This window comes from Ignavibacteriota bacterium (assembly GCA_016218045.1).
GTDB lineage: Bacteria > Bacteroidota > Ignavibacteria > SZUA-365 > SZUA-365 > JACRFB01.
Genome location: JACRFB010000040.1, coordinates 210,482 through 234,696 on the forward strand (window position 1 = coordinate 210,482; position 24,215 = coordinate 234,696).

The window sequence follows — 24,215 nt, forward strand, 5'->3', positions numbered from 1 at the left end:
ACTGTTCAATTAGTGGTCTCCAGAAGCACGGCGGCATTTGCTTCCGAGAAAGGCAATGCGCCGCGTACCGTCTGGACGCTCAAACATTATCCCATCATGCCGAGTTGCTGCATGAGACCGAAGTCGTTTTCGTTCACATGCACCGAGACGATCTTGCCGCCGCGGATCGTGAAAATGTCGATGCCCCAATCCTTGATCGCGTGACCTGTCGCGGGCATGCCGAGGAACTCGCCCTTGTGCGTGCCTTCGATCGACCAGCGCGATGCGACCTTCTCGCCCTCGCAGGTGTGACGATGCGAAGTGAACTTGATGTCGGGGAACGCGTTGCGCAGGTAGCTCACGAATCCTTTGAATGCCTCGTGACCCACGATGGGCGCGGGTTGTGTCGGGATGATGAATGCAAAACTCGGATCGAGGATTTCCTCCACGACCTCGAGCTTGCCCTGGCTCATGATCTCGTTGAAATAGCGCAGAGCGAGCTGTATGTTCTGCTCTCCGCTTGTCGGCGGCTCGGGCGCGGGAGGCGCGGGAATGACGCCAAGCTGGAAGAGCAATCCCAGCGTGTCTTCGTGACCGATCGATTCGACGATCTTTCCGTTCTTGATGGTGTGCCAGGTCATGCCGTCGATCTCAAAGGCCTGACCCGTCGGGGGCAGGTCGCCCTTGATCGTAACGAGGGCGCCGCCTGTATGAGCACCGCCGCCGCGCCAGCGCGTGACAACCCAGTCGTCACCGGCAACCATGTCGGCAGGGAAGATGTAGAAATCGGGAAACGCGTCGTGCAACATCTTGGTGAGGCCGAGAAATCCGTCCGGTCCCTTGAACGGCTCGGGATGTGTGGGAAGCGTGAAAACAAAATCGTCGGAAAGTATCTCGTGCGCTGTCTGCGCATTCTGGCCGTTCAGGATTTCGAGGAAGTACCGGCGTGCAAGCTGCTTGTTCGGATTCGGTGTCATATCGCGAAGTCTCCTGTCGGGATTTAGAGGCGGGCAAAGCCCGGTGCGTATTTGAAGGGTTCGACGGTGGCGTTGTACGAAACGATCTCGAGACCGAAGGCGTTGCGTGTCGTGGCGCGCACAGTCCAGCGCTGTGTCGCATCCATCGAGACACGCTTGCTCTTTGCCGCGGGCGCTTCCCACCAACTGGCCTGCCATCCCACGACAATGTCGAGTACGGCTTCGTCGCCCTTGATGTCGGCCACGACCGACTGCACGTAGTGATTCTCGTCGAAGAACAGATTGGTGACACGGTCGTACCAGACCTTGAACGACGCGAAGTCCTTGATGTCGCCGTCGGGAAACTGCACGTTCAAGCCCGTCTCGGCGAGCATCGGATACACCTGTTCGATGGGAATGTGGAAGTCGAGCGCCTGATACCACGCCGCCACAAAGCGGTTGATCTGCTCGACGGTGATTGCTGTATTACTCATGAAGTCGGTTCCTCTATGTTTCGGTTTACTCTGATGATGCTATTCATGACCCGGCGCGGCTGGCGCTTCAGCTCTTGGTCGAACCCGGCACGGTGTTCGACACAACAACATCGAGCAGGTATGGACCGTCGGTCGCGAGCATCTCCGCGATGGCCGGACCCACTTCCGCGGGCGTCGCGACACGGCGCGCGGGCACGCCCATCGCATGCGCCATCGCTGCGAAATCCACGACGGGACCCTGCAGATCGAAGCACTCGGGGAAGGTGTGCTCCTCGATTCCGCGCTCTTTCCAGTACTCCATGATGTTCAGCTTGAGCAGCATGTAGCTCTGGTTGTTGCAGACGATGAACTTGGCGCCGATCTTGTGCCGCACTGCGGTCCACAGCGCCTGTATCGTGTACATGCAGCCGCCGTCGCCGGAAAAACCGAGCACGGTTTTTTCGGGATGCGCGAGCTTCAGGCCCAGCGCGCCGGGAAAACCGACGCCGAGGGAGCCGCCGCGCGTCTGGAAAAAATGGCCGGGCAGATGCGGGTGCAGATAGCGCTCGAGCGCGGGACTCGACGTCAGCGCCTCGTCGAAAATGACCGCGTCGTCGGGCAGCGCATGCGCCAGCTCCGACATGAAACGCGAGATATCCAGCGGCGTGCGGTCCGCGACCGTCGCGTCATGCGCGAGCGCAGTCGCGAGCGCGTCGTGTTTTGCCTTCTCCGCGACGCCGATTCGTGCCCGCGCGGCGGACTTCTGCTCCGCGTTCATGCGCGCCGCAAGCGACGCGGTGATCGCTGCGAGTGTGGGCTTCGGATCCGCGACGATACCGAGGTCCACACGATGATTCTTTGCGATCTCGTATGCGTTGAGATCGACGTGTACGATTTTTGCATCCGACGCGAACACGCCGTCGAGTGCGGGAAACACTTCGGGAAATATGTATGTGCCCGCGATCAGAACCGCGTCGGCGCGCGAGGTGATCGGGCTGCTGTGTGTGCCGAACATGTGTCCGAGCGCGCCCTTGTACAGGGGATGTGTGAAGGGGATGTTGACCTCGGATGCATCGGCGCCCCACACGTCGGCGCCGAGCGTCTCGGCAATCGTGCGCAGTTCGTCGTGCGCTCCTGCGTAAGCGATGCCGTCGCCCATGATGATGATGGGCCGCGAGGCGCCCGCCAGCATCGCCGCGGCCTGGTCGATCACGTCGGCCGAAGGTGTGACGCGGGAGACGGGAATGACGGTCTTTTCAACGCGCTCTTCCGAGATGGCGTCGAGCACATCCATCGGAAGCGCGACAAAGACGGGACCCATGGGCGGTGTTGCCGCAATCTTGATCGCGCGGCGCACAACGCGGAGCAGCGAGGAGGGATGCACAACACGTGTGGACCACTTCGTGACCGGCCGCGCCATGGCGACAAGGTCCGCGGCCATCTGCGCGTCGGTTGCGTCGTACTGTGTTCCGGCTTCCCCCGCAATCACGACCAGCGGCGCATGACCGCGGTAGGCCTGATACATCATGCCGATGCCGTTGCCGAGTCCCACGCCGCTGTGCAACTGCACAAGCGTGGGCTTTTTCGTGGAGCGCGCGTAGGCGTCGGCCATGGCCACCGCGATCGTCTCCTGCAGCGTGGTGATGTATTGCAATCCGGGATACTTCTCCAGCGCATCGAGGAATCCCTGCTCCACGGTGCCCGGATTACCGAACATGTATGTCATGCCGTCGGCGAGGAACTGCTCGAGTATCGCGTATCGCCCTGTCTTGCCGCTCATGGAAAACCTTTCTTTCAGAAGTTCGTGTGTATCGTGCTCAGAATGCCGGTTGCCGTCCGCGCCCGTCGCGGGCGCGGACGGCAACGGGGCGTGTTACCAGCCGTAGCGTTTCAAACCCTTCTCGAGAACCGCCACAAGCAGTTCACCCGTCGCTACCGACGATTCCGTCGAGCGGCCTGTGATGAAGGGATAGTCGACAAGCGCCGACACGTTGCGCCCGACGCCGCTGTGGAAGCCGCCGTCCGGTCCCGTTGCGTCGCGCAGGATGTACTCCAGCGTGTAAGGCGGCGGTCCCATGTTGAAATCCACCCACTCCTGCTTCACCGCATTGTAGAAACCGGTGCCGTCGTGGTAATCGTATTCGATCGGATGGCCCGTGACGTGTTTGCCCCAGATGATGCTGCGGCGCACATACCAGTCGCGCGCAAAGGCAAGAACTGCAACGCCGTAACATTCGGCCGCGATCGGCTTGCCCGCGTTGTAGAACCCGAGGATCACATCGTGCAGACGCTGGTTGTTCACCATGTCGACGATGGGACCGCTGCCGCCGACAAGCAGCAGCGCGTCGTACTTCGCAAGTTCCGACTGTGCCTTGTCGACACCGTCGTTGTAGGCCTCCATCGCGCGCAGATAATTGGTCGCGCTGTAATACGGACGCTCGGGGAACCAGTCCTTCAGACTGATCGGATTCGTCAGACGATCCGACTCGTCCACTTCCTTCGTCCGCTTCGCCATGTATTCGCTCGTCACAGATTTTCCGAGGGGCGGATCCATGAACGTCGGGTCCATGCTCACGGGAAGCGCGCGCGGGCGCTTGCCCGTAGGCGTCATGAAGTCGACCTGATAGCCGGCTTTGTCCATCGCGTCCAACGGACCGATGAGTTCTTCGCCCCAATACCCGTACTCTGAAAGCACGGTGAGAATTTTTTTCATGCGATGTGACTCCTGTGTGATGATCAATGATGGACGATGCTTGGAAGCCGCGTGGCGACGCTGATACGGCAGCCGGCCATCGGCATGGTCGCGAACGGTGCACATGATGCGGACATCATCCGACAGGTCGCGTGGGCAGTGCTCCGTGCGTCCGCGCACGTGGCAGTGCACCATGGAAAGTGCGTTTTATGGGCGTAACCGCCCGGGTATAGCGCGTGTGTTCTTACGTAAAGTGACGTAATTCGAATATATCATATCCGAATTTGCCTGTCAAGCAAGGTCTCGATTTATTTTGTGTGAGTTTCGTCTTCCGCCGGTGCGGGACTGAGCTGCGTGCGGATGGGAAGGCGGATGATAAACTCGGTGAACTCGCCGATGGCGGATTCGACGCGGATGGTCCCGAAGTGCCGCTTGATCACTTCGTAACTGAGCGACAGGCCGAGACCGGTGCCCTCGCCCGCGGGTTTTGTTGTGAAGAATGGTTCGAAGATTTTTTCCCGAAGCTCATCCGGGATGCCCGGACCGTTGTCGCGAATGCGTATTTCGATGTCGTCGTCGTACCGCTTGGTCGAAACCGACACGTCGGGGGCGTACTCCTCGCCGAGCCAGAGTCGCTTCTGATGTGTGGCATACATGCCGTTCTTGAGAATGTTCAGGAACACGCGGCTCACATCCTGCGGCGCGATCAGAATCAACGGCAGTCCTTCCTCGTAGGAGGCGTGCAGCGACACGTTGAAATCCTGCATCTGCGCCCGCATGCCGTGATACGAGAGATCGACGTACTCCTTCAACAGGGCGTTCACATCGGTGGGCATAAGCTCCTCCGAAATGCCCCGCGAGTGCATCAGCATGCCGCGGATGATGCTGTCCGCGCGCTGCCCGTGCTCGTTGATCTTCTCCAGATTTTCGTCGATATCGTTGTTAATGTCGCGGAGATCGTCGACGGTGGCCGGTGTAAACTGCGTTTCCGACTGCGAAAGTATGTCGCGCACCTCGGCGGTCAGCTTGCGCGCGAGTTTGGCGAAGTTCGTCACAAAGTTCAGGGGATTCTTAATTTCGTGCGATATGGCGGCGGTCAGTTCACCGAGCGACGCGAGCTTCTCCTGCACGATGAGCTGATCCTGTGCGGCCTTGAGTTTGTCGAGTGTGGTCTGCAGCGTTTCGAGAGTGGAACTCAGCTCCGCGTTCTTGTCCGACAGTTCGCGCGTCCTTTCATCCACCTTTGTCTCGAGCGTGCGATTCGTTTCCTCGAGCTGCATTTCCGCGCGGGTGCGTTCGGCGATCTGCACCTGTAATTCCTCGTTGATGACCCGCTGCTTCTCGGCAAGGTCCTGGGTTTGCGCCAGCGACCGTCGCATGCCGCCGATCGCAACCCACAACACGCCGAGTCCGAGCAGCGTGATCGTCATCATGATGAGGAACGACTCCAGCAGGCCGCTCTTTATCTCGCCGAGCTGTTTCTCGAGCGGGATGGTGATCTCCTGCACGCCGCGCACGTCGCCGACTTTCCAGTCCTTCTTCGGCGAATCGGGATGCGTGTTGTGACAGGATACACAGGCCTTTTCCATCAGCATCGGACTCGCGTACCGGAGCGACAACACACCGTTCATTTCCTCAAATCGCGAAAAGGCCTTCGTGCCTGTGCGCCGCAATTCATACAATGCTGCCCGCTCGTAATCGTCGCGCGGACCGCCCTCCTTCACGCGCCAGGGGAACGGGTAGTCGCTGAATACGCGGATGCCGTAACCCTGTTCCGTCGCGCTCAGGCGCTTGCTGAGATCGATGCTCATCGTGGCGGGAATCGGCAGCGCGCGTGGATCGCGCAGGTAATCATGTGTCACCGGCACACCGTTCAGCTTGACACGCGGCAACAGCTCCTCGGCATAGAAGGTGCGGAATTCGCCGAGAGTGCGCGCGTACACGTCCGCGCTCTCGAGCGATACCGATTCCTTGATCTTCATCGAGAACCGTTCGAGGTGCACGAGAATCGCGGCCATTCCCACAAAGAGGAGGAGGCCGATCATCGCGATCGGATGACGCTGAAGCAGACGGATCAACGCATCACGCGGACCGCGTTCCCGGGGATTCGTGTCTGCCGGCGTGTCTGAGACTGTATCGTGATCCATTGCCTGCTGCTGCTGTGTGGGTAGCCGACCGCCCTGCAAAACATCCACGCTCCTCGGAGCGTTGTGTATCACGAGGCGGGAAGGGTGTGAAAACACGCGCCATGCGCGTGCCTTCGCGAATTGGAAGTACGTAGACGCCGTGAAAGTACATCGAAAGTGTAATACGATCCAACACCTCCGAATACAGTCGCGTTCCCGGGAATCCTCGGTCCACGCTCGATGTTGGAACATTATCACCCGGAATGCCACTTTAAAGCAGTCTCGTCGGTTATACTATGACACGTTCACGGTTTCTATCACTCCTTGCACTCGCGCCTTTCGCTCCAGCCATGACACTTCGCGCCCTTGATTCGCTTGCCGCCCACCCCTCCACTCCGCGTCTGCCGGCGCTTTTTATCGGACACGGCAGTCCGATGAACGCGCTCGAGGACAATCGCTTCACACGCCATCTCGGCGCCCTGGGCGCGCGTCTCGACGGCGAACTCCGCCCGCGCGCGATTCTTGTTGTGTCGGCGCATTGGCTGACCCGCGGCACCTTCGTGCAGGCGGGCGCCCGCCCCGAAACCATCCACGACTTCGGCGGATTTCCGCCCGCGCTGTTCGAGATGCGGTATGCCGCTCCGGGTGCGCCGGAACTGGCGCGCGAAACAGCCGCGCTCGCGCCCGGCGCCACGCCGACGGAGGATTGGGGACTCGACCATGGAGCGTGGACCATCCTCCATCATATTTTCCCGCGGGCCGATATCCCGGTCTATCAGCTCAGCATCGATTACGGCCGCAGCATGCAATACCACTACGAACTTGCCGCGCGCCTCGCCACGCTGCGTGAGAAGGGTGTGCTTGTCGTCGGAAGCGGCAACGTCGTCCACAACCTGACCGAGAGTTTCGCGGCGATGTCGCGCGACGACTCCTCGCCCGCTCCGTGGGCGGTGGAGTTTGACGACTGGGTCGGATCCGCGCTCCGCGCGCGCAACGACGACGCACTGCTCCGCTTCGCGACGCATCCCGCGGCCCGGCGTGCCGTCCCCACGCCCGACCACTACATCCCGCTCCTCTACGCGCTCGGCATCTCAAAAAAGGACGAGTCTGTCTCTTTTACGCACGAGGAGGTGTACTACGGCGGATTGAGCATGCGCAGTGTCGCCTTCGGGTTGCCGGACTGACACCGCGGCCCCACCGGAGATCCGCTTCATCCTTCCTGTCCCACCGCGGATTCTTCGGCCGGCCGGACGCCGTCCTCCTTGGTGAAACGTATCACAAACATCGCGGATTGGCCCGAAGCAGATTCCAGGTCGATGGTCGCGCCGTGCGCGACGGCTATGTCGTGCGCAAGCGACAGTCCCAAACCGGTGCCCACACCCGCGGCCTTGGTCGTGAAGAACGGCTGGAAAATGCGCCCGCGGATGTCGTCCGGAATGCCGGGACCGTTGTCGCTGATGTGCACCACCGCGCCTTCCGCCGTCATCTCCGAGCGAACCGTCAGCGCCGGGTGATCGATCGCGCCGCTGTGTGCGTACTCGGCCGAGGCCTGCAGGCCGTTGAGCATGACATTGATGAAAAGACGCAGCAGATCCGGCCGCACTGCATCGACGGACCCGGCCGCGTCATCCAGTTCGAACGTGACGACCGGTTCGGCGTCCGGCGCCGATTCGCGGAGCTGCAAGGTGGCCATGTGCGCCGCCTGGCGCAGAAACTCGTTGATGTCGGTGGGCTTGCGCGCCTCGTCCTCACCGCGCGAGTGCTGCATCATGTTTGTGACAATCGCATCGACACGCCCGCCATGCGCGCGAATACGCGAAACACTCTCGCGCAGTTCGCCGACAAGCTCCGCTGCCTCTCCCGCGCGCGCCGTATCTCCCTGCGCGGCATCCCGCAGCGCCTCGTCCAGATCGTCGAGCAGGCGCGCCGAGCCCGATGCAAAATTATTGATGAAATTGAGCGGGTTCTTGATCTCGTGCGCGATGCCCGCTGTGAGCTGGCCGAGCGAGGCGAGTTTCTCCTGCTGCACAAGCTGCTTCTGCGCCGCTTCCAGTTTCGCCGTCCTCTCGCGCACAAGTTCCTCGAGGTTGTCGGCATAGGCGCGAAGCTGCTGCTGTGCGTCGCGCAACGAATGAGTCATCCTGTTGAAACTGGCGGACACATGGCCGATCTCGTCACGGATGACGACGGGCGTCCATGCGTCGAGGCGGCCGTGGTCAACGGATTCGACCGCGTACAGCAGCGCTTCGAGCGGCGCGATGAGGCCGCTGCGGTAAAAGCGCGGGAACACCAGGATGACAAACAGCGCGGTGCCCACCAGCATCCACGCGATCGGGAGATGTTTCCCGTGCAGGAGTGCGAGGAACGTTTCATGGGTGTCGATGCGAAGGCGCGTACCCGCGGCAAGTACAAAGGGCGCGTCCGCGTCCGCGCGTCGTGTCTCACGTTCGGTTGTGTCGCCGTCCTGCGCGACGATCACGCCAGGTGCGTTGATGGTGTCGTAGCGGTACTCGAAGCGTCCGTCGCGGTAGAGGACCAGGCGGAAACTGCTCCGTGCCATTGTTCCGTAGAATTGCAACCGCGACCACGTGATCACCACACTGTCGGCGGCGCGCAAAATGCTGATCTCGCGCCGCTGCCCCTTGTCGGCATCCATCGCATATGGGGCGAGTATGGGCGCCGGCTCGCGCGCGAGGAAGTCGCCGATATGATTGGGCACGAGTGTTGCGGCTTCGCGACCGAAGACGGCATACCCGTATAGCGACACATGGACGCTGTCGTGCGTCGTGCCGAAGAGCGGGAACGGAAAACCGATCGGCACGGCCGCATAGGTCGCGCGTCCCATCTCGAGCGGCTCACCGGCCGGACTTGCGGCGGCACGTTGCGCCGGTCGCACCTGATACGCGCCCCCATCCAGGGGTGTGAACCGCAGTACAGGGGCGGGGGGAGACGACACGCGGTCGTCGTCCGCGATCTCGTGCTCAGGCACAAGTGCGAGCGGAAGCAGCGACAACACCATGAAGACGGCCATCAGTGTGAGTCCGATCAGTTTCACCTGGAAGGTCGACGACTCGGGGCCATGTAGAAGATACACGATCACAAATCCGCCGCTGTACAGCAGCAGGCACACGACAATCACTATCACGTTCACGGTGCTCGAGTACAATCCCGCGTCGCGCAGCATCGACGAGGCCGATACAAAGAGGATCAACAGAAGAAACACGCTGAACGACACGCAGGCCGATGCCCGGTGGCTGCGCAGCTTCTCGGCGCTCGCCTGCACCGCCGCGCTGTCCACGGGCAGCGCAAAGCGCGTGTCGGTGCCGGCATCCGACTCAAGCCCCCCTCCAAGAATCATCCGCCGCTTGCGGAGGAACACTGTCACAATGACCGCGTATTGCACGACCGCGAGATACCCCACGGCCTGCAGCGGCAGGTCGTAGCGTGCCCCGCGGCTCAGAAGTTCCACGGCGCTCCATCCGAGGAAGCCCGCGGCGACGAGACCCGATGCCGTGACGACTACACGCTTCTCGGTCGGATAAATATCGGCGAGATACTCGTAGGCAAACCAGAGCGCCGTGGTGCAGAACACCAGCGCCATGCTGTATATCAGCGGATTGTACGCGTACGAATGGGGGGAGAACGCCGATGTGAGCATCAGCTCAAGACCGCTGAACACCATCGCCGCGGCCATGTTCGCGGCAAGAGCGGTGGTTGCCCGCGACTTCCCGCGCGCCAGCAGCAAATAGGCGACGATTATCGCCATGAACAGGGTGCACGCGAAATATGCAATCGAGATGGATCGGAAATACAGTGGTGGCATGATGCTCTTTGAACCTCAGCGAATACGGGTCCGCGTCTCTGCCGCGGACGGGACAGTCATGATGTGCGGGAAGTCGTGTGCGATAAACTACGCCACCTCGTATCCGGAATCAACAAACGCTGGAACGAATCCATCCGGGGGCGTATTGCTTCTTTCGATAACGGTGGATAGTTTGTACCCCATACACGGATACACTTTCCGACATACAATTGTCCCCGGGGAACGAGGACAGAAACAAAACTTCCATACTGCCATGCCGCTTGCGCACCATCACGCGCGCCATGGCGCACCATTCCGCAAACACCGCACATCCCACACATAACGCACAGGTGATCTTCATGTCACGACGCGTCTCGTGTTCACCGCTCCTCCCGCTTCTGTGTCTCGCGCTGCTGCCCTTTGTTGCAGCGGATGCACAATACTCGCCCAGTGTCATGTTCTCGTCGCTTCTCAACAATATCTCGTTGCAGGAGAAGGACGGCACGTTCGATCTCGGCAACCAGATCCAGGTCGTGTTTGTCAAGGAAAACCAAAACGGGACTCTTGTGGTTCGGAAAGCCGACGGTACCGAGCTGTACAAACAGGACTGGCATACGGAACTCGTCCGCGAACCTTACTACCTCGTCGCACAGACAAAAACGATCGATGCCGCCACCGGCGAAACAATCTATGGCATGAAACTCCAGGAAGGCGACTACGTGCTCGACTTCTACCTCGAGGGTGTGAAGTTCTACGCGTATCCATTTTCTGTAAAAAAGCGCACTCCGTCGGACCCGTTCGCGGGCGGACCCTTCTATACGCTTGATGGTGATTGGCAGGACTGGGGCTACCTCATCTATCCCGAGGCACGGCCGGATCAGACTCTGTATTGGAAAATCTTCCTGCGGCACCTCGATACGGAGAGGATGGAAAAGGACTTCAAAATCGACGTGCGTATCGTGCGTGACAAGGACAAGAAACTCGTCTGCGGCGGACCCGGACCCGGCACCACCATCTCGTTGTTCCACCGCTGGGTGCGCTACGAGTTCATGATGTCGCACCCCGAGAAGGAACAAAAGTACGGGGAGTACTTCAAGGCGCAGAACCTCCTCGCCGTCGATGGCGACTATACGCTGACCTTGTACCTCGATGAAAAACCCTACGGCGTCTGGAAATTCAAGGTGCAGGGAAACAAACTCGCGTATGACGGTCGCACTGTCCGCGGACAGGCGGATCCTCTGTCCTTTATCGAAGGAGGACGCGACGCCTGGTGGTTCAAACGTGTAAAATAACCCCACCAACTCGCCCAAAACTCTGATATCACGCACCTGGAAACATCATACCCTGAAGTACATGGAATTGACGATCCGAAATTTCCGCGATGACATCCGTCTCATCGAACTGCGGGGCCGCCTCGATCTGAAAGGCACGCTCGGAATCGAAAAACTCTTCTCGCTTCACACGCTCGGTTCGCCGCAAGGCAAGGTGATCGTCGATCTGCAGAAGCTTGAATTTCTCACATCGGCCGGCATCTGTATGCTTGTGCGGAATGCGCGCGAGCTGAATGAGAGAAAGGGCCGTATGGTCCTAATACATGCATCCTCCATGATCGAGGATGTGCTGCGTGTGGCACACGTCGACTCGCTGCTCCCGCATACGCAGTCCATCGAGAGCGCCGTGCGGTATCTGGACACCTGACCCGGCGTATACACGGCCCGCCGTTTCAAACGCCCGAGGCCGTATGGAACAACAACGGCGGAGGTGGTTGTATCCCACCCCCGCCGTTGTTGTTGGGACGCGGACGCTGCCGCGCGACTCGCTTCTGTTTACGGACGCATCGGGGGACCGTCGCCATGGCGAGGCCCGCGGTCAGGCGACATGCCCGACGTGAAGTTGCGCAGGTTGTACGAGAACGTGAGCAGCGCATAGCGCTGAAGCACTTCCGTCCGGTTATCCTCGATGTACAGCTCGTTGCTTGTCTGCGAAATGCTGCGGTTCTGATTGAGCAGATCGAAGAAGGTGAGCCGCAGCTCGGCCGCATCGTTCGCCAGGAATTTTTTTCCGAGACCGATATTCCAGATCACGAAGTCCTGATTGTATCCGGTCGTCTGACCCGACGAGTATGTGTGGCTTACATCGCTCGAGAGAACGAAGCCCTCCCAGAAGGTCCAGCTCAGACGCACACGTGTCGACTGCATGAAGTAGTCCGAATTCAACTGCGACTGAAGCGAGTTGCGCGTGGTCGTCAGAATCGAAAGCGAGGATAGGGTATAATCCAGCTCGGGGCTGATATTGCTGGCGAACACCAGGCTGAAGCCGTACGAGGGCGACGATGCGTAATTGGTCGCGCCGTTGATCAGGCCGGGTGTGCGCGACATGTTCACAAACGCCGAGACGTTCATGTTGGTTTTCAGGAACTCGACGGGCAGGCCGTACGTCATCATCGTGCGCAGCGACATCGCTCCGTCGACGTTCACCGGCCGCGTGAACTGCGCGCCGCGCGGAATGGTGATCGTCCGGCCTCCGAGAAGGATGTCCGTTTCCTGATCCGCGTACAGTGTGCTGTTCGCCACGCTGTTGTATGTGTACGAGCCGTAGAGCATCGCGAAGAAGTAGTTCAAACGCGCCATGTCGGCCGCGGTATATCGCAGCATGACGGTATGCTGGTAATCCTGCGTGAGGTCGGGATTTCCCGCGCGCAATTGCAGCGGGTTCGAATTGTCGAGCACGTTCTGGAGCTGTTCCACGCTCGGCGCGTTTGTCCGCGTCCGGTAAAAGAAATTCAGATTCTTTTCTCGTGTAATCCTCCACCGCAATTGCGCGTTCGGCAGGACGTCGGTGAACGTTGTGCTCAAATCGGCCGTGTAGGGAAAGGTCTGCGTCCCTGCGAGTGTTGCGACCTGATACGAGACTCCCGCGGAACCGTTCAATTCCTCGTCGTTCCAGCGCAGATCCGCCCCGCCTGCATGGGTGGTGTACCTGTTGTCGTACGTGTTTGTGAGCGTCGTGTCGAGCGCGTCGTACAGGCCCGAATTCGAGAGGTTGAAGGTCTGTTTGTCGGACTCGCTGCGGTTCTGGTTTACGTTGTACGATACCTGCGCCAGCAGTTTCTCGGTGATCGGTTCCGTCCACGCGATGTTGCCGCCGAGTGTCCATCCGGCGCGGTCGAGCGTTGCAGTCTGGTCGATAAGGTCGCTGGATCCGTTTACACCGAACACCGTGTAATTGGATTTGGCTCCGGATGTGCCGGTGCTCGAGTTGTACGCCTGATTGAAACTCAACGAAAACGTGCGTCCGCGCGTCTCGAATTTCCGGCGGTATAAAATGTCATTCGAGAGATTCAAGCCGTCGAGATCGCTCGTCCGGTTGATATTGGTGTTATTCAGGCGCGCGGTATCCTGCATGGTCTCGCCGAACAGCACGCTCGAACCTTCGTTTTGTTGGAATGTGAACCGCGGACGAATGAGCACGGAATTCAACGTGTCGATGGTCCACTCGGCCCGCATGTTGAAACGATGGTTCATGTTGTCGTTCGCCGCTGTTTCTGTTTCGCCGTACGTCTGCGCCGCGGGTGCTTCGAACACGTAGCGACGGAGCAGCGACGAGGTTGCGTCGTTCTTGCTCAGGTTGAAGAAATAACTGCCCGACACTTCAACGGCATCCGTCCATTTATCGGAATAATTCAGGCCCAGCGCATGCGTTGTTGCGACACCGCCGCGCGGCTGCACCATGAAGTTGCCGATATCACCGCCGCCGAAACCGCCGCCGCGGCCGCCCATCTGAAAGAGGCGCCCCGCACCGCTCGACGCCAGACTGCTGATCATGCGGAATCCCTGTCCGCCCGGTCCGCTGCCGCCGCCTGTCGCTCCAAGAATGTCCTCAACGGCGAAATTCTGCTCGTTGACGTTGTTCGACATTCCGAGTATGGTGAGGCGCCTGTCGCCGCTGAAGAGGTTCAGCGATCCGCCAACCTTGTATTCACCCGGCTGATATTCATCGTCGGCCCCGTACCCTGCGTAGAACTTGCCGAACTGGCCGTTTCGCATGCCGGCGCGTGTGATGAAGTTGATGGTCTTCTGCGTGTTTCCGTCGTCAAATCCGGTAAAACGCGACTGTTCACTGCGCTCGTCGTAGAACTGGACGCTGGATATCACTTCCGCGGGCAGATTTTTGAGCGCCGCGGTCGGATCGTTGCCGAAAAAGGGCTTGTTATCCACAAGCACCTTCTGCACCGCTTGCCCCTGCGCCTGGACCTGGCCATTCTGCACCACCACGCCGGGAATCTTTGTGACGAGGTCCTCCGCGGTGGCGTCCTTGTTTACCTTGAACGCGTCTGCGGAGACCTCCGTGGTGTCGTCCTTCACACGTGCCACCGGAAGTCGGCCTTCGATCTCCACCTCACCCAGTTTCACGCTCGTTTCGGCGAGACGGATTTTCCCGAGAGCGATCGATTTATCCGTGATCTGCACGGGTCTGCTGTATGTGGTATAGCCGATGTAGGTGATGCGCATGATGTAACGGCCGCGCACGAGTTCCTTCACCTCGAAAGAGCCGTCCGAGCTGGTCACGTCACCCTTGCGGGTGGAATCGGGGAGATGGATGAAAACGACGTTCGCATTGCGAAGGCCCGTGCCGTTGCCGCTGTCGACAACGGTGCCGCTGACGCTGAATTCCTGCGCGAAAGAGACGGCGCTCAGCAGAAGTGCGAGGATGGTGATGCGGAAGAAAGTCATGGGGTCCAGGGTTCGGTTCAACTGCGGTATGACACGCGGCAGTTGTAAAAGTTTAGCATGTGTTCGATGCAGTAGCGTTCACGCGGATTCTTTCCACATAGTGAACAGCCTGTAAAGTACTGCGAAATGCGGTCTCAACAAGGGCATTTCGCCATCGATCCTTCAACATTGAAATATCTGGATTGGTGCCGCGGGGTGCACTCGCGACTTCCCGCGCCGCCTGTGTGCTGGAAAAAACTCCTCCACGGGCGCGCCGTTGCGCGATCCGTGGTTGAGTGCGGGAGCGGCTTCGTGAGGACGGCTATTCGAGGGGAAGGTGCAGTACCGGTGCCGTGGTTCCGCCAACCGCGGTCTGTACACGAACGAAATACAAACCCGCCGCGGGCGTCGTTGCGAGGCGGAATGGAATACTGTTTGAACCTGGTGCAAGATCAACGAATCGCTCTTGAACCACTTCCCTTCCAAGTGGATCCACGAGACTCACTCGCGCCGCGGCGGCCGCGGCGGAGCGCACCGTCGCGATGATGTACCCGCGTGACGGATTGGGATACACAGTGACTGCAAGTGAATGTGGCGCGGGGAATGGCTCCCGCACGCGTGACGGGTCACACATTCCGCCGTTCTTGATGTAGGTGCTGACAGTCGAGGTCTGACGTATCGATCCGGGGAGATCGAGGGCCAGATCACGCGCCCATCCCGCCTTTAATGTCGCGTACGTGCCGTCGAGCGTCATGTTCATGACATCGCAGCTCGGATGCGCGAACTCGTTGCCCGGACCCCACTCCCACGCGAGCCAGCCGATGTCGAGATCCTTGCATGCCTTTGCGATGGCCTTGTAATCCGTCTCCAGATTGCACGGCCCGCCCCGCGGGAACAGATGCGCGAACTCGCCCACGATGAGCGGCAGCCCCATCGCTGCGGATTGCTCCAGCTCCTGTGTGATAAACGCGTCGGTCGCGCCATCGCTGATCGCCCAGTACATGTGCGCTGAAAAAAGGATATTGTGCTCCGGATCCTGCTCAAATAGATCCGGGCCTGTCGCCTGAAGCATGTCTATATTTTTTCCCCAGTCCGAACCGTCGATGACCAGCGGCAGCTTGAGGCCCGCGTTGCGCAGTCGAAGAATCGCGTCGCCGTACCCGGCGCGGAACATGGCCTCTGTGACCGTGTCGTCACCGATTTCATTGCCGATGTTGAGCAGCAGATACTTCTCGTGTTTTTGAATCACGGCCAGCACCTCCGGCCGCAGCCAATAATCGACCATTGCGCCGAGCTTCGACCAGTCTCCCGTTGCGTCGTGCACTTCTATTATAGGAATCAGGTCGGCATCGATGCAGTCCTGAATCGTGCGGTCGAGGCCGTCGGGCCCCGCGTCCGGCTCCGCCGGTGATGGATTCGCGAGCCACACAATTCGCACGGTGTTTGCGCCGGTCTTTGCGATCTCCTCGTACGAACGTTTCCGCAGCGCGAGATCTCCGGTCCACACAATCATCTTGTTGACGCCGCGTATCACGACGCGTTCATTGCAGGGTGTGTAGAGATGCCGCCCCGCGATAAAGAGTGTGCTTCGCTGCTGGGCGCCCGTGTTGAGCGTTCCTGCGGCGAGGAGCAGACCGAGAAGGACGAGTCGATGTATCATGAGTGTTCCTTTCTGATGGGCCTCAGGGCATTTAGCGGCACAAACGCAATGCGCCGCCGCTGCCAGATGTCCGCGGATCCTTCGGTCGCGGTGTGGCAAATCCAATTCCATGTGCGGGGATCAACGGCCTGAATCTACACCTGGGCCATCTGCCGCGCAAGAAATTCGACCGGTGTCAAGCACCATTAATAAAGACTCCGACGTCCTAAACTCCTGCACTGGTCAGCTTATTCAGACCTTTTCGCATCAAATACATGCGTGTTATACGAGAATTAATTCTCAATGAAGGCGCTAATCAGCGAAGTGTAGGATGCAATAATATGTAAGGAATTTCCAGATGAAAGCCGTATGTTAATAGAGTTTCCTGCAAATGCATTTATTACGTGCAGAAACACAAGATTACGCACCTCCCACCACCGATGTCCTCCATCGCAATCCAATCCTACCATGAGTACGGTTCAAGAAAAAATTCACTTTCTTGGTGAAAAGAACGCCCATATTAATTTGGGCGGGGGGCTGGACAAACTCCAGGCGCAGCATAATTTCGGGAAAATGACGGCGCACGAACGCCTGCACCTTCTTTTCGACAATGGTTTCTACGACGAGCTGTATCGCTTCGTTCAGCATCAGGCGACCACGTTCGGCATGGAAGGGAAGGACCTGCCAGCCGAAGGTGTGGTCACAGGCCTCGGCGCCATCGGCGGGCGCCTCGTGTACGCATCGTCTCAGGACTTCACCGTCATGGGCGGAAGTGTCGGAGGTATGCACGCGTGGAAAATCTGTGAGATGATGGATATGGCGCTCAAAGCAGGCGCCCCATACGTATCGATCAATGACAGCGGCGGCGCGCGAATACAGGAAGGCGTCGACTCGCTGCGCGGATACGGACGAATCTTCTACTACAACACGTTGCTTTCGGGTGTCGTGCCGCAGATTGCCGTCATCGCCGGACCCTGTGCCGGCGGCGCCGCGTATTCTCCCGCACTGATGGATTTTATCATCATGGTCAACAAGACGGGCCAGCTTTTTATCGCGGGACCGCAGGTGATAAAAGAAGCGACGGGTGAGGACATCACCGCCGAGGAACTCGGCGGTGCCATGGCGCAGGCCACCTACAGCGGCAACGCACATTTCATCGCGCGCGACGACGCGGACGCGATCGAAATCGTGCAGAGGCTGCTCAGTTATCTTCCCTCGAATAACACGGAGGATCCGCCGTCGCTCGCAACGGGCGAACTCACGCTCATCGACGATGAAGGCCTCAATCACGCGGTGCCCGACGATCCGCGCGAGGCCTTCAACATGATGAATATTCTCGAGCGCGTGTTCGATCCCGATTCGATATTCGAAGTGCATGCGCACTACGCGCGCAACATCATCGTCGCGCTCGCGCGGTTGAACGGCCGCGTTGTTGGCGTCGTCGCAAATCAGCCCGTGGAAAAATTCGGCGCCATCGACATCGACGCATCCGACAAGGCCTCGCGTTTCATCCGCTTCTGCAACGCGTTTAACATTCCGTTGGTGAGTTTTGTCGACGTGCCCGGATTCCTCCCTGGAGTGGAACAGGAATTCGGCGGCATCATCCGCCATGGCGCAAAGATGCTGTTCTCCTTCTCCGCCGCCACGGTCCCGAAAATCACCATCGTCGTGCGCAAGGCCTACGGCGGAGCATATCTGGCGATGTGCGCAAAGAGTCTGGGGGCCGACCGCGTTGCCGCATGGCCCACTGCCGAGATTGCCGTGATGGGCGCGGAGGGCGCCGTGAGTGTGCTGTTCCGTGACGAGATCAAATCCGCCGAACGGCCGCAGGAACGGCGCCGCGAGCTGATCGAGCAATACCGTGCCGAGTTTGCCACGCCGTATCTGGCCGCCGCCCGCGGCATGGTCGATGCGGTCATCGAGCCACGTACAACCCGCGCCTACCTATCGGTTGCTCTCGAAAGCTTGCGCAGTAAACGTGACCAACGGCCGCAGAAGAAGCACGGCCTCATCCCCTTATAGGAGTGCGCATGTTCGAACGTCTCTCCGAAAGTTCGCTTCTGCTCGTCGTTGGCATGGGCGGAGTCTTTGCATCGCTGCTCTTCCTCGCGGGGATGATCTGGGTCTTCAAGTTTGTCGATGAGACCCTCAACTCCAGACGTGTCAAGAAGTATGCGCAGAAAGTGGAGCAGAAGTCGGTTGACCCGGATCACAACGACGAATTGATCGCCGTTGTGAGCGCGGCAGTCGCCGCTACGCTGCAACAGCCCGTCACTGTACGCCGGATACGTTTCCTAGGCGATACGAGTGGAGAATCCTGGACCAGCGCCGGGCGTGGATCAATAATGGCATCTCACACAATCAAGAAGAAGTGATCGACATGAAGAAGCTCCTCATCACCGTCAACGGAAAACGGTATGAAGTGGATGTGGAAGTGCTGGAGGACGACGATGTGATTCAAACACAGCCGGCGTTCCGCCCCCCAACCCGCTCGATTGAAAGCTATAGCGGAGCAACGCCGGTTGCGCTCTCTCCGCGCTCGAAAAAGAAGGAAACTCTTGATCAGAAGACCCTCGCTTCGCCACTTAACGGTGTAGTCCTCGAGGTGAAAATTAGCGACGGACAAGATGTCACGGAAAATGATGTCGTCATCGTTGTTGAGGCAATGAAAATGAAAACCAATATCGCCTCCCCGTTCACCGCCAAGGTGAAAAAGGTCCATGTGAAGGAGAAGGATGTAATCGAGCAAGGTCATCCCCTGCTGACCTACGAATAGGCCGCGTTATGCTCGAACATTTTATGAAGTTTCTCGAGGGCATGGGATTTTGGTCCCTCACTTGGGGGCAGGTCTCGATGCTCTGTGTTGCATCCCTGCTCATTTACCTTGCCATTCGCAGGGGTTTCGAACCCCTGCTTCTGCTCCCTATCGGACTCGGTGCCTTCTTAATCAATCTCCCGGGTAACGGTCTGCTCACACCACCGGCTGGTGAAACTATCGGTGGACTGTATTATTACCTTTCCAAGGGAATTGAACTCGAAATTTTCCCTCCACTGATCTTTCTTGGAATCGGCGCGATGACCGACTTCGGACCGCTGCTGGCGAATCCCAAAACCTTTCTGCTCGGAGCAGCGGCTCAACTTGGCGTCTTCATCGCACTAATGACAGCGACGGCATTAGGATTCAACATGCAGGAGGCGGCTGCAATCGGTATCATCGGAGGTGCGGACGGACCAACCGCAATCTATCTTACACTGAAGCTCGCTCCCCATTTACTCGGACCCATCGCCGTCTCGGCCTACTCATACATGGCTCTGGTACCGCTGATTCAGCCCCCGATCATGCGTCTTTTGACAACGGAAAAGGAACGTATGGTTGTCATGGAAACGCCACGACCGGTGTCGAGGAAGGTGAAAATCGTTTTTCCCCTTGCTGTTGCAATGGTCGGCGTTCTTATCGTGCCCCCTGCTGCGCCATTGTTGGCGATGCTTATGGGCGGCAATCTGTTGCGTGAGAGCGGGGTCGTGGAGCGTCTGACAAACATGGCCCAGAACGAGCTGATTAACATCGTAACATTCTTCCTCGGTACCTGCGTGGGAATGACGATGGCGGCAGATGTGTTCCTTCGCGTTGAGACACTGAAAATTCTCTCACTCGGAGTTGTCGCCTTCGGTTTCTCGACGGTGGGCGGGGTGTTGTTCGGAAAACTCATGTACCGCCTTTCGGGTGGAAAAATCAACCCTCTGATCGGTTCCGCCGGAGTCTCCGCTGTCCCGATGGCCGCGAGGGTATCACATAACGTCGGTCAGGAATACAATCCGCAAAATTATCTGCTCATGCACGCTATGGGCCCGAACGTTGCTGGCGTCATAGGGACCGCAATCGCTGCCGGAGTCCTTCTCGCGATACTAGGAAAATAACCCAACTCATTACGGAATTATTGCCGGTGCGGTAGTCCCGCACCGGCATATTCTTGTTGCACTGCAGCCGAGGCTGTATTCTCACCGGGCTGGACTACTGCGTCACCTCATCGAGCAACAGGGCCAGGCGATGTGTCACTTCCCTGCGCTCAAATCGCGCGATGGCCTCCCTGTCCTGTTCCAGACCCAGAGTGCCCTCACGCCATTCCGCATAGTAGGACGCAACGATGCGGGAGATTGCCTCGATATCGCCGGAACGGCAGACACGTCCCGATCGTGTATCGCGAATCACTTCGGCGACCGCGCCTTCGGGTGCGAGCGTGATGATGGGTTTGCCCGCGCCCATGTATTCGTACACCTTACCTGGCACGATTTCCTCATTCCCCTGAAAGTCGTCGACGATCATCAACAGCGCGTTCGACTGGAAAAGGTGCCTCACACTTTCCGCGTGCGGCATGTACTCCTTCACGACAATCGACGACTGCAACGTCGGGTGGTTGAACATCGCGCGCACTTCGGCACCGAAACGGCCGATAAACTGCAGCCGGATGCGCGCCGGATCCACATCGCCGCGCTCCACCGCCATCGCAACACCTGCAAGGAAACTCTCGGGATTGCGTTTCCCATACATGGATCCCGTGTACGTGATCGTAAACAGGTCGCGCGTGTGGAACTCGACGCTCGGGAAATCGGCGCTGTCGTAGCCGTTCGGCAGGTGGTGAACCTTCCCGGTCGGAATATCGGGATACTTCGCGTGAAAGTCCTTCAATATCCCGATCCACGCTACTTCCATACGATCACAATCGTTGAAAGTCCCGCATTCGAAATGTCTGTCGATCATGGCGGGCAAAAACCAGCGTTTAGGCGTGGAAAGAAAACCGCGCCAGGGATCGCGGAAACCCGCGATCCAAGGGAGACCTGTTTTCTTTTTCAACGCCCGGGCAATGACGGAGCATGTGTATGGAGGGGACGATGAATAAATGGCATGGATATTCTCCCGCCGGATGATGTCGAGCCCCTCTCGCACGGCGTGCCTGTACCAACCGATTCGTGCATCGGGGATAAAAAACGTTGCCCGTATGAACTCGGCCATCGTCTCGCTCAACGAGCGCTTCTCGCCCGGTTTCGGGATGGTATTGACGTCAACCGGCGTTCCCACCTTTTTCCCCGTCACTTTCCGGTACACGTCGTACGGCTCGAATATCTTTGTGCGGTACACGGGCATATCAGGCGGGATTTCATCCAGCAGGGACTCGTCCCTCGCGGGGTAGTCGGCGTCCTTGACAGTGAGAATGACCGGCCTCCATCCGAAGGAACGCAGGTATTTGGCGAATTTCAGTACCCTTTGAACGCCGGGTCCGCCGGAAGGCGGGAAGTAATACGAGATAATGAGAACGTTTTTCATGGATTTTTGCTCAGTATCAACGAATGTATCCAACTCGCCTCCAAGAACAAAAAGGGAAACCTGCATCACGTTTCCGACAGACTCGATCTCCTTTCTCTCGATTTTCAGATTTGGGAAGGGCTCGGGGCGCTTTGACCCGGAAGACAGAAATTCCAGCCCGGAATTCAGGCAATTCGTACACGAGTTATCCACATTAGGTACTTATTTTTATTCATTTTCGCTGTTTCTTTTGAGACATAGGGATGCCGAATTGTCTTAATTAAACTAAAAAGAGGTGGTATATCTTTTGTCGTGTATGAAGGACCGGAACTGCAACAAAGGCGCCGTTCCGGTCTGAAGCACTTTAACCACCGGAGGTTTTATTATGAAGAGAGTCGCACCAATTGCGATGATCCTGCTCGGCCTGTTCCTGGCGGGATTCGTGCAGGATGCGGGAGCACAGTCCATCGCGGTGAAGGTCCACAGGGTCGCCATGTCGCCGCGGCTCTACGGAACTGCCCCAGCAGGCACATTCCCTGTTTCGACGGGTCTGCGGGTCGTGCCGATCAACATGAAAGTGTACCTGAGCACGGAGGAATCAGGCGCGATCACCACGCACGCGTGGACGATTGTCGCCAAACCCGCAAATTCGACCGCGGCGATTGACACGCCCGCGAATCGTTTCGTGCGCTTCATCCCCGACATTGCCGGCGAGTACATCGTCCAGGTTGAAGTCGACAGCGGCAAGGTCGCTCTCGACACCTTGCAGGCGTCGACCTACGTCGGTATGCCGAGCACGGGCCTGAACTGCGGCACCTGCCACGCGGCCGTGAAAACGGAATGGGAGAAGACCCGCCACGCCACAATGTTTACACGTGGCATCAGCGGTCAGCTCGAAGTCGAGGGATACGGCTCGACCTTTATGGGCGTGTACAGCAAAAACTGCGTCCGCTGCCACACGACGGGTTGGGATCAGAACGCCGACAACGGCAACTACGGCTTCCTCGCGAAACAGACGGGTTTTGACACCACATGGTACAAACCGTTTACGTTCTGGAACAACGAATACCTGATTCCGCTGAACGACTCCACGTCGGTCCGCAACATGAATACCAACTTCCCGGCTGTTGCTGCGGTTGCGAATATCATGTGCGAAGCGTGTCACGGCCCCGGCCAGGCGCACGTTTCCGGCGGCGGCAACAAGAAACTCATCGGTGTGAATTCCGAGGCCGGTTCCTGCATGCAGTGCCACGATGCGCCGAACAAGCATCGCATCGGCAGCTACTGGGCGGCATCGAGCCACGCGACCATGCCTCTCTCCGGCGAAGAAGCCGGCCGCACCTCCTGCTGGCCGTGCCATAACGGCGACGCTTTCGCCAGGTTCGCGAAGAACCCCGCGGCGCCGAACTATGCCGGTGTCGAAATCGTCGAATCGATCTCCTGCGTTGCCTGCCACGATCCGCACAGCGAAGCCAATCCCTATCAGCTTCGTATCGTGACCCGTGACAAACTTGCCAACGGCTATGTTGTTCCCGCGGAAGTGGGCGGCAAGGGCCAGCTCTGTATGAACTGCCACCGCGCGCGCACCGATAACAAGATCGTTGTGGAAATGCAGAAGCTCGTCTTCCGCGATCGCTTCTACCCGCACTACAGCCCGCAGGCCGACATGTACCTCGGCACCAACGGCTACGACTACGGCACGCCCATTCAGGGCATCGGCACACACCAGGGTCTCGATGACGGTTGCGTCACCTGCCACATGGCCACTCGTATCAACGGCTCGAGCGTCCATTCGAACCATGAAATGGAAATGAAGGACGCTGCCGGCAATGACATCGTCACGTCCTGCAAGACCTGCCACGGCTCAAAGGTCGACTCGTTCGACGACATCCAGGCCGGTGCGGACTACGACGGCAACGGTTCGATCGAAGCCGTTGTGAAGGAAATCGACGGTATGCTCGCCACACTGAAGAGCATCCTCCCGAAGGGCGCCGACGGTGAACCCATCAACATGTCGGTCGACTTCAAGAAGGATTCGCTTACCTACAAGTCGCATCCCGAATGGTACGGCGCAACGTGGAACTACTACTTCGTAAAGAACGATTGGAGCCACGGTATCCACAATACAAAGTATGCTGTCGCTCTCCTTCGTGCCTCCCTCGGCGCGCAGACGGGCGTGCAGCCCATCGATCAGACCGTGCCGGGAAGCTTCTCGCTCGAGCAGAACTACCCGAATCCGTTCAACCCGAGCACCACGATCAAGTTCGACGTGGCCCGCACGGCAACGGTGTTTGTCGGTGTGTACAACACCGCGGGACAGCTTGTCGCCACTCTGGCCGACGGCATCCTCGCCCCGGGCAAGTACAGCACCCAGTTCACCGGAAACGACCTGAACAGCGGCACATATTTCTACCGCCTGAGCAGCACGGTGGACGGAAAGACCACCTCGATCACCAAGAAGATGGTTCTGGTCAAATAAGATCCTCTACACCCGTTTTGCAAAAACCGCCGCATTCGCGGCGGTTTTTGTTTAT

17 protein-coding genes are annotated in these 24,215 nt (G+C 58.8%); 8 read left to right on the forward strand and 9 right to left on the reverse strand.

Going from position 1 to position 24,215, the window contains the following annotated elements; all coding sequences use genetic code 11:
- Positions 1–86: 86 nt before the first annotated feature.
- The 5 genes from HY962_10560 to HY962_10580 all read right to left on the reverse strand — a co-directional run bounded on the left by HY962_10560 (position 87) and on the right by HY962_10580 (position 6,247).
- Positions 87–956: an ester cyclase gene (locus tag HY962_10560; protein ID MBI5647362.1), complete on the reverse strand. Its 870-nt coding sequence runs from the start codon at positions 954–956 to the stop codon at positions 87–89.
- A 23-nt stretch (positions 957–979) separates the two neighbouring features.
- A complete protein-coding gene (locus HY962_10565) occupies positions 980–1,429 on the reverse strand; it encodes a hypothetical protein (GenBank protein ID MBI5647363.1) in 450 nt (149 codons plus the stop codon).
- Positions 1,430–1,496: 67 nt separating this feature from the next.
- Complete coding sequence (locus HY962_10570; GenBank protein ID MBI5647364.1) at positions 1,497–3,188, reverse strand: thiamine pyrophosphate-binding protein; 1,692 nt, start codon at positions 3,186–3,188, stop codon at positions 1,497–1,499.
- A gap of 93 nt (positions 3,189–3,281) precedes the next feature.
- The gene (locus HY962_10575; protein MBI5647365.1) at positions 3,282–4,121 is read right to left on the reverse strand and encodes a type 1 glutamine amidotransferase domain-containing protein; all 840 of its coding nucleotides are present in this window, start codon (positions 4,119–4,121) and stop codon (positions 3,282–3,284) included.
- A gap of 287 nt (positions 4,122–4,408) precedes the next feature.
- Positions 4,409–6,247, reverse strand: coding sequence for a DUF3365 domain-containing protein (locus HY962_10580; GenBank protein MBI5647366.1), 1,839 nt, complete (start codon positions 6,245–6,247; stop codon positions 4,409–4,411).
- Between the two features lie 329 nt (positions 6,248–6,576).
- Here HY962_10580 and ygiD point away from each other — a divergent pair, with 329 nt between their 5' ends.
- Positions 6,577–7,410 (forward strand): 4,5-DOPA dioxygenase extradiol, encoded by an 834-nt coding sequence (gene ygiD / locus HY962_10585; GenBank protein MBI5647367.1) that lies wholly within the window; start codon positions 6,577–6,579, stop codon positions 7,408–7,410.
- A gap of 26 nt (positions 7,411–7,436) precedes the next feature.
- Here the strand turns inward: ygiD and HY962_10590 are convergent, their stop codons facing one another.
- Entirely contained in the window at positions 7,437–10,049 is a 2,613-nt protein-coding gene (locus HY962_10590; GenBank protein MBI5647368.1) for a HAMP domain-containing protein, read from the reverse strand.
- A gap of 338 nt (positions 10,050–10,387) precedes the next feature.
- Between HY962_10590 and HY962_10595 the strand changes: the two genes are divergently transcribed.
- Positions 10,388–11,320 carry a hypothetical protein gene (locus tag HY962_10595; protein MBI5647369.1) on the forward strand — a complete coding sequence of 311 codons (933 nt, stop codon included), beginning with the start codon at positions 10,388–10,390 and terminating at the stop codon, positions 11,318–11,320.
- Positions 11,321–11,381: 61 nt separating this feature from the next.
- A complete protein-coding gene (locus tag HY962_10600; GenBank protein MBI5647370.1) occupies positions 11,382–11,726 on the forward strand; it encodes an STAS domain-containing protein in 345 nt (114 codons plus the stop codon).
- Positions 11,727–11,854: 128 nt separating this feature from the next.
- On the opposite strand, the gene HY962_10605 is transcribed toward HY962_10600, so the two are convergent.
- Both HY962_10605 and HY962_10610 read right to left on the reverse strand, forming a co-directional pair.
- Positions 11,855–14,761, reverse strand: coding sequence for an outer membrane beta-barrel protein (locus HY962_10605; protein MBI5647371.1), 2,907 nt, complete (start codon positions 14,759–14,761; stop codon positions 11,855–11,857).
- A 301-nt stretch (positions 14,762–15,062) separates the two neighbouring features.
- A complete protein-coding gene (locus tag HY962_10610) occupies positions 15,063–16,400 on the reverse strand; it encodes a cellulase family glycosylhydrolase (protein ID MBI5647372.1) in 1,338 nt (445 codons plus the stop codon).
- Positions 16,401–16,847: 447 nt separating this feature from the next.
- Here HY962_10610 and HY962_10615 point away from each other — a divergent pair, with 447 nt between their 5' ends.
- From HY962_10615 to HY962_10630, 4 genes are read left to right on the forward strand one after another with little or no spacing between them, the layout of a single operon-like run.
- Positions 16,848–18,401 (forward strand): acyl-CoA carboxylase subunit beta, encoded by a 1,554-nt coding sequence (locus tag HY962_10615; protein ID MBI5647373.1) that lies wholly within the window; start codon positions 16,848–16,850, stop codon positions 18,399–18,401.
- A gap of 8 nt (positions 18,402–18,409) precedes the next feature.
- Positions 18,410–18,754 (forward strand): OadG family protein, encoded by a 345-nt coding sequence (locus HY962_10620; GenBank protein ID MBI5647374.1) that lies wholly within the window; start codon positions 18,410–18,412, stop codon positions 18,752–18,754.
- A 5-nt stretch (positions 18,755–18,759) separates the two neighbouring features.
- Positions 18,760–19,155, forward strand: coding sequence for an acetyl-CoA carboxylase biotin carboxyl carrier protein subunit (locus HY962_10625; GenBank protein MBI5647375.1), 396 nt, complete (start codon positions 18,760–18,762; stop codon positions 19,153–19,155).
- Positions 19,156–19,163: 8 nt separating this feature from the next.
- The gene (locus tag HY962_10630; protein MBI5647376.1) at positions 19,164–20,297 is read left to right on the forward strand and encodes a sodium ion-translocating decarboxylase subunit beta; all 1,134 of its coding nucleotides are present in this window, start codon (positions 19,164–19,166) and stop codon (positions 20,295–20,297) included.
- A 94-nt stretch (positions 20,298–20,391) separates the two neighbouring features.
- On the opposite strand, the gene HY962_10635 is transcribed toward HY962_10630, so the two are convergent.
- Entirely contained in the window at positions 20,392–21,702 is a 1,311-nt protein-coding gene (locus HY962_10635; GenBank protein ID MBI5647377.1) for a glycosyltransferase, read from the reverse strand.
- Between the two features lie 364 nt (positions 21,703–22,066).
- Between HY962_10635 and HY962_10640 the strand changes: the two genes are divergently transcribed.
- Positions 22,067–24,160: a T9SS type A sorting domain-containing protein gene (locus HY962_10640; protein MBI5647378.1), complete on the forward strand. Its 2,094-nt coding sequence runs from the start codon at positions 22,067–22,069 to the stop codon at positions 24,158–24,160.
- Positions 24,161–24,215: the final 55 nt, after the last annotated feature.

Bases quoted from the DNA above. Each gene is read 5' to 3' on its own strand.
- HY962_10610 (MBI5647372.1), bottom strand. From the start codon at position 16,400: ATGATACATCGACTCGTCCTTCTCGGTCTGCTCCTCGCCGCAGGAACG.
- HY962_10640 (MBI5647378.1), top strand. From the start codon at position 22,067: ATGAAGAGAGTCGCACCAATTGCGATGATCCTGCTCGGCCTGTTCCTG.
- ygiD (MBI5647367.1), top strand. From the start codon at position 6,577: ATGACACTTCGCGCCCTTGATTCGCTTGCCGCCCACCCCTCCACTCCG.
- HY962_10620 (MBI5647374.1), top strand. From the start codon at position 18,410: ATGTTCGAACGTCTCTCCGAAAGTTCGCTTCTGCTCGTCGTTGGCATG.
- HY962_10565 (MBI5647363.1), bottom strand. From the start codon at position 1,429: ATGAGTAATACAGCAATCACCGTCGAGCAGATCAACCGCTTTGTGGCG.
- HY962_10600 (MBI5647370.1), top strand. From the start codon at position 11,382: ATGGAATTGACGATCCGAAATTTCCGCGATGACATCCGTCTCATCGAA.
- HY962_10590 (MBI5647368.1), bottom strand. From the start codon at position 10,049: ATGCCACCACTGTATTTCCGATCCATCTCGATTGCATATTTCGCGTGC.
- HY962_10625 (MBI5647375.1), top strand. From the start codon at position 18,760: ATGAAGAAGCTCCTCATCACCGTCAACGGAAAACGGTATGAAGTGGAT.
- HY962_10580 (MBI5647366.1), bottom strand. From the start codon at position 6,247: ATGGATCACGATACAGTCTCAGACACGCCGGCAGACACGAATCCCCGG.
- HY962_10635 (MBI5647377.1), bottom strand. From the start codon at position 21,702: ATGAAAAACGTTCTCATTATCTCGTATTACTTCCCGCCTTCCGGCGGA.
- HY962_10630 (MBI5647376.1), top strand. From the start codon at position 19,164: ATGCTCGAACATTTTATGAAGTTTCTCGAGGGCATGGGATTTTGGTCC.
- HY962_10615 (MBI5647373.1), top strand. From the start codon at position 16,848: ATGAGTACGGTTCAAGAAAAAATTCACTTTCTTGGTGAAAAGAACGCC.
- HY962_10570 (MBI5647364.1), bottom strand. From the start codon at position 3,188: ATGAGCGGCAAGACAGGGCGATACGCGATACTCGAGCAGTTCCTCGCC.
- HY962_10605 (MBI5647371.1), bottom strand. From the start codon at position 14,761: ATGACTTTCTTCCGCATCACCATCCTCGCACTTCTGCTGAGCGCCGTC.
- HY962_10575 (MBI5647365.1), bottom strand. From the start codon at position 4,121: ATGAAAAAAATTCTCACCGTGCTTTCAGAGTACGGGTATTGGGGCGAA.
- HY962_10595 (MBI5647369.1), top strand. From the start codon at position 10,388: ATGTCACGACGCGTCTCGTGTTCACCGCTCCTCCCGCTTCTGTGTCTC.
- HY962_10560 (MBI5647362.1), bottom strand. From the start codon at position 956: ATGACACCGAATCCGAACAAGCAGCTTGCACGCCGGTACTTCCTCGAA.